This is a genomic window from Streptomyces kebangsaanensis (assembly GCF_001906585.1).
Lineage (GTDB): Bacteria > Actinomycetota > Actinomycetes > Streptomycetales > Streptomycetaceae > Streptomyces > Streptomyces kebangsaanensis.
Genome location: NZ_JUJA01000146.1, coordinates 197,943 through 202,408 on the forward strand (window position 1 = coordinate 197,943; position 4,466 = coordinate 202,408).

5 protein-coding genes are annotated in these 4,466 nt (G+C 73.1%); 3 read left to right on the top strand and 2 right to left on the bottom strand.

Annotated features, from left to right (window positions below; all coding sequences use genetic code 11):
- Positions 1-517, bottom strand: a 517-nt coding sequence (locus RH94_RS44290) for a GDSL-type esterase/lipase family protein (protein WP_234425977.1), incomplete at its 3' end; no start/stop codon positions are given.
- A 161-nt stretch (positions 518-678) separates the two neighbouring features.
- Between RH94_RS44290 and RH94_RS23240 the strand changes: the two genes are divergently transcribed.
- On the top strand, positions 679-2,067 hold the full coding sequence (locus RH94_RS23240) for a cystathionine beta-synthase (protein WP_073949577.1): 1,389 nt from the start codon (positions 679-681) through the stop codon (positions 2,065-2,067).
- A 319-nt stretch (positions 2,068-2,386) separates the two neighbouring features.
- On the opposite strand, the gene RH94_RS23245 is transcribed toward RH94_RS23240, so the two are convergent.
- Positions 2,387-2,815, bottom strand: coding sequence for a hypothetical protein (locus tag RH94_RS23245; protein ID WP_073949579.1), 429 nt, complete (start codon positions 2,813-2,815; stop codon positions 2,387-2,389).
- A 232-nt stretch (positions 2,816-3,047) separates the two neighbouring features.
- On the opposite strand from RH94_RS23245, the gene RH94_RS23250 reads away from it, so the two are divergent.
- Both RH94_RS23250 and RH94_RS23255 read left to right on the top strand, forming a co-directional pair.
- Positions 3,048-3,890: a MurR/RpiR family transcriptional regulator gene (locus RH94_RS23250; RefSeq protein WP_073949581.1), complete on the top strand. Its 843-nt coding sequence runs from the start codon at positions 3,048-3,050 to the stop codon at positions 3,888-3,890.
- Between the two features lie 98 nt (positions 3,891-3,988).
- Positions 3,989-4,466: hypothetical protein (locus RH94_RS23255; RefSeq protein WP_234425978.1), on the top strand; the 478-nt coding region annotated here is incomplete at its 3' end.

A 4,466-nucleotide genomic window follows, 5' to 3' on the forward strand; every position in this document is an offset into this window, starting at 1 on the left:
GCCGCCGTACCGCCGCCGACAGGTACCGCACCGAGCGGGTCGGCGGCATCCGGCGGGTCACGTCGTTCGCGCCGACCATGATCACGCAGATGTCCGGGACCTGCGCCGGATCGGCGAGCACCAGCGCCACCTGCCGGTCCAGGTCGTCGGACTGCGCCCCGGGCGCGGCGACGTTCCGCAGCCGCACCGGACGTTCCGCCACCGCCGCGAGCCCCGACGCCAGCAGCGCGCCCGGCGTCTGCCCGGCCCGGTGGACGCCCTGGCCCGCGGCCGTGGAGTCACCGAGCATGACCAGGCTCAGCGGCGGCTCGCCGGGGGTGTCGTACCCCCGGCCGTACACGCCGTCCGCGACCGGCACGCGGTTGTTCGTGCCGTTGCCCACGTGACGCTTGGCCATCTGCACCTCGGCGAGCAACAGGCCGACGGCGGCCGCGCCGGCCAGGCCGAGCCCACCGCCCCCGTACGCGGCACCGGCCGCGATCCGCCGGGCCACCCTCGCCCTCGACATGCTCGTCATGCCCGCCGCCACCTCCTGCGTAGCCCTCCACCCACTCCTTGCCCCGTACGGACCGTGGTCCAATCCCAACAGGGAGTGAATGCCCGCCCCCGGTGCCGCGCCCCTGGCCTACGCTGGCGGGACCACTACGACCACACCTTTTGCAGCGACCGGAGACAACGGTGCAATTCCACGACTCGATGACCAGCCTCATCGGCAACACCCCGCTGGTGCGGCTCAACAGCGTCACCCAGGGGATCAGGGCGACCGTCCTGGCCAAGGTCGAGTACTTCAACCCGGGCGGGTCCGTGAAGGACCGCATCGCCCTGCGGATGATCGAGGCGGCCGAGAAGAGCGGGGAGCTCAGGCCGGGCGGCACGATCATCGAGCCGACCAGCGGGAACACGGGCGTGGGACTCGCCATCGTGGCCCAGCAGAAGGGCTACAAGTGCATCTTCGTCTGCCCGGACAAGGTCTCCACCGACAAGATCAGCGTGCTGCGCGCGTACGGCGCGGAAGTGGTCGTGTGCCCGACGGCCGTCGCGCCCGAGCACCCGGACTCGTACTACAACGTCTCCGACCGGCTGGTGCGGGAGACGCCGGGCGCCTGGAAGCCCGACCAGTACTCCAACCCCAACAACTCCCTGTCGCACTACCACTCCACCGGCCCCGAGCTGTGGGAGCAGACCGAGGGGAAGATCACCCACTTCGTGACCGGCGTCGGCACCGGCGGCACCATCTCCGGCACCGGCCGCTACCTGAAGGACGCCAGCGACGGCAGGGTCAAGGTGATCGGCGCCGACCCCGAGGGCTCGGTGTACTCCGGCGGCTCCGGCCGGCCGTACCTCGTCGAGGGCGTCGGTGAGGACTTCTGGCCGACCGCCTACGACCGGACGGTCGCCGACGAGATCGTGGCCGTGTCCGACAAGGACTCCTTCCAGATGACCCGCCGCCTGGCCAAGGAGGAGGGCCTCCTGGTCGGCGGCTCCTGCGGCATGGCGGTCGTCGCCGCCCTGCGCGTGGCCGAACGGCTCGGTCCGGACGACGTCGTGGTGGTACTGCTGCCGGACAGCGGGCGCGGGTACCTCAGCAAGATCTTCAACGACGAGTGGATGGCCGACTACGGCTTCCTGGAGGACGAGGGGCCGAGCGCGCGCGTCGGTGACGTCCTGAACGACAAGGAGGACGGCATCCCGTCCCTGGTCCACATGCACCCGGAGGAGACGGTCGGCCAGGCCATCGAGGTGCTGCGCGAGTACGGCGTCTCGCAGATGCCGATCGTGAAGCCGGGCGCCGGCCACCCGGACGTCATGGCGGCGGAGGTCGTGGGCTCCGTGGTGGAACGGGAGCTGCTGGACGCGCTGTTCACCAAGCGGGCCTCGCTGGAGGACCCGCTGGAGAAGCACATGTCGGCCCCGCTGCCGCAGGTCGGCTCCGGTGAGCCGGTCGGCGACCTGATGGCGGTGCTCGGCACGGCGGACGCGGCGATCGTGCTGGTGGAGGGCAAGCCGACCGGTGTGGTCAGCCGCCAGGACCTGCTCGCCTTCCTGGCCAAGGGCGGGAAGCAGTAGACGGTCACGGAACCGGTACGAGCGTTTCACGTGCCCGCAGCACTCGCTTAACACGGGTCCGGGAGAGTGGGAGGTGCGAACGGCGCCAGGACCTCCGGAGCGGCTCCCGGACCTCTGCGGACGCCGTGGACGCGCCTGCCCGGCCCTGAGCCGGCCCGCGTCCCTCGCGGGGACCGCCGTCGTCCCGCCCCCCGGTCGCCCGGGGGTGCGGCGGTCCCCGCGCGCTGCCTTCGCGCCTGAACCGGCGCCGCTCTCGCGGACGTGGCCGGCCGCCGTCCTGGTTCCTCGATCGATGGTCGGGGCCGTCGTCGTCTTCGCCTCAGCTCTCCCAGTCGCTGTCCTGGGCGGAGGCGCGGCGGCGGCCGGTGAACAGGTCGGGGTTGGTGCGGGCGGCCTGGACGGCGTTGACGCCGACGATGCCGACCCAGGCGGTGATGAGGCCGGGCAGGTCGGCGACGCCGCCGCCGATCGCGGACAACGGGACGGCCAGCACCAGCGAGACGATGCCGAAGCCGAAGCGCTCGCCCCAGGAGTCGGTGGCCTTCGGCGAGCGGGAGTCCCGGGCCGACACCATCTGCTGCTCGGCGAGCTGCCGGCGCACCCGGCGTTCGACGACGGCGTCGATGCGCTGGTCGACCTTCTCCAGGAACGAGTCGACCAGCGCGGACTCGTACTCCTCGCCCAGCTCCCTGCGGGCCTGCAGGGAGGCGTCGAGTTCCTTCTTCAGGTCGGTGTCCCGCGCGTCCATTCCGGTCATGCGGACCAGGCTAGGCAGCCCGGACCCCCGCCGCACTGGGGACAGCCCCCTTGTTCGGCGGGGGCAGGCCGCCGTAGGCGTCGCCGGGGAACCGTTCGGTGGGACCCGGCCGGTCCCTTGCCGTGACTGTATGACCTCATGCAGAGTTCTTGGTGTCTGAATAAAAACTGGTCGGGGAGGTAGCCTCTCGGGTCGTCGACGACTTCTGGAGGGGAAGCACGTCATGAGCGGAACCGACAGCCCTGCCGCACGGCTGCAGGCGCTCTTCGAAGGACACCGGCTCACGCCGACCCAGCGGCGCATCGCGCACAGCATGGTGCGACGGGCCGCCGACGTGCCGTTCCTGTCCAGCGTCGAGCTGGCCGAGCTGGCCGGGGTCAGCCAGCCGTCGGTGACCCGTTTCGCGGTCGCGCTCGGCTTCGACGGCTACCCGGCGCTGCGCCGCCATCTGCGCGAGGTCGCGCCCGCCGAACCCGTGGACCGGCCGGCCCCGTACAACGAGTACCAGCAGGCGGTCGAGGCCGAGATCGAGAACCTGCGGCACCTGGCGGAGGCGCTGGCCGATCCGCGGCCGGTACGGGAGGCGGGCCGCGTCCTCGCCGCCTCCCGTCCGCTGCCCGTCCTGGGCCTGCGGGCCGCGGCCTCCCAGGCCTACGGCTTCGCGTACTTCGCCGGCAAGGTGCACCCCGACGTACGGCTGCTCGACGAGGGCGGCACGATGATCCAGGACCGCATCGACGGTGCCGTACGGGCAGGCGCATCGGCGCTGCTGTGTTTCGCGCTGCCGCGCCATCCGCGCGAGGTCGTGGACACCCTCGCCTACGCCAAGGACGCGGGGCTGACCGTCGTCACGGTCGCGGACTCGGCCTTCGCGCCGGTCGCCAAGCACTCCGACCTGCTGCTGCCGGCGGCGGTCGGCACCGGGCTCGCCTTCGACACCGCGTGCGCGCCGATGCTGCTGGGCCGGGTTCTCCTGGAGGCCATGTGCGACGACCTGCCCGACGCGCAGGCGCGGCTGGAGGAGTTCGACGGCAAGGCGGCGGCGCGGGGGCTGTTCGTGGACTGACGTCCGACGGACGGCACGGGCGCTCTCGGGCGCGTCTCACGAACGCTCGTCGGCCTGCCCGCACCGACGACTGTGCCGGAACGACGAGGAGGCGGTACGTGGCACACGGAAGTCGTGCGGGCCGTGCGGGTCGTGGAGGGCAGGGCCTGGCCCGGGTGGCCGTCGTGGTCCGGGCCGGGGCGGCGCCGCTGTGGTGGCTCGGGGTGTTCGCGGCGGGAACCGGGGTGCTGGTGCCGGGGCTGACCGGGCGCCGGATCGGTGTCCTCGCGGGGGCGGAGCTCTTCCTGGTGACGGTGGCCGTCGTGGCCTGTGCGCGGCGCCGGCGGTATCGGGCGCTCGCCCGTGGCGCCTGTCGTACCGGACGGCACGGCGTGCTCCAGGACCGGGCGGTCAGTGTCCGGGCCTGGCGCCGGGGACACCGCCGGTGGCTGCTGCCGGCGTTCGTGGCCGCGCCGGGCAGCTCCTTCGCGCTGCCCGCGGCCGGCGGCACGCTGCCGGCCGGCGCCGGTGCGGGGCTGTGGCGGAAGGCCGCCTGGCTCGGCCGGCTGGAACGGCCCGGGGGCGCCCTGCCGCGGG

What these genes read in the sequence shown, in the direction of transcription:
- RH94_RS23250 (WP_073949581.1), top strand. Translation starts at nt 3,048, where the DNA reads ATGAGCGGAACCGACAGCCCTGCCGCACGGCTGCAGGCGCTCTTCGAA.
- RH94_RS23245 (WP_073949579.1), bottom strand. Translation starts at nt 2,815, where the DNA reads ATGGACGCGCGGGACACCGACCTGAAGAAGGAACTCGACGCCTCCCTG.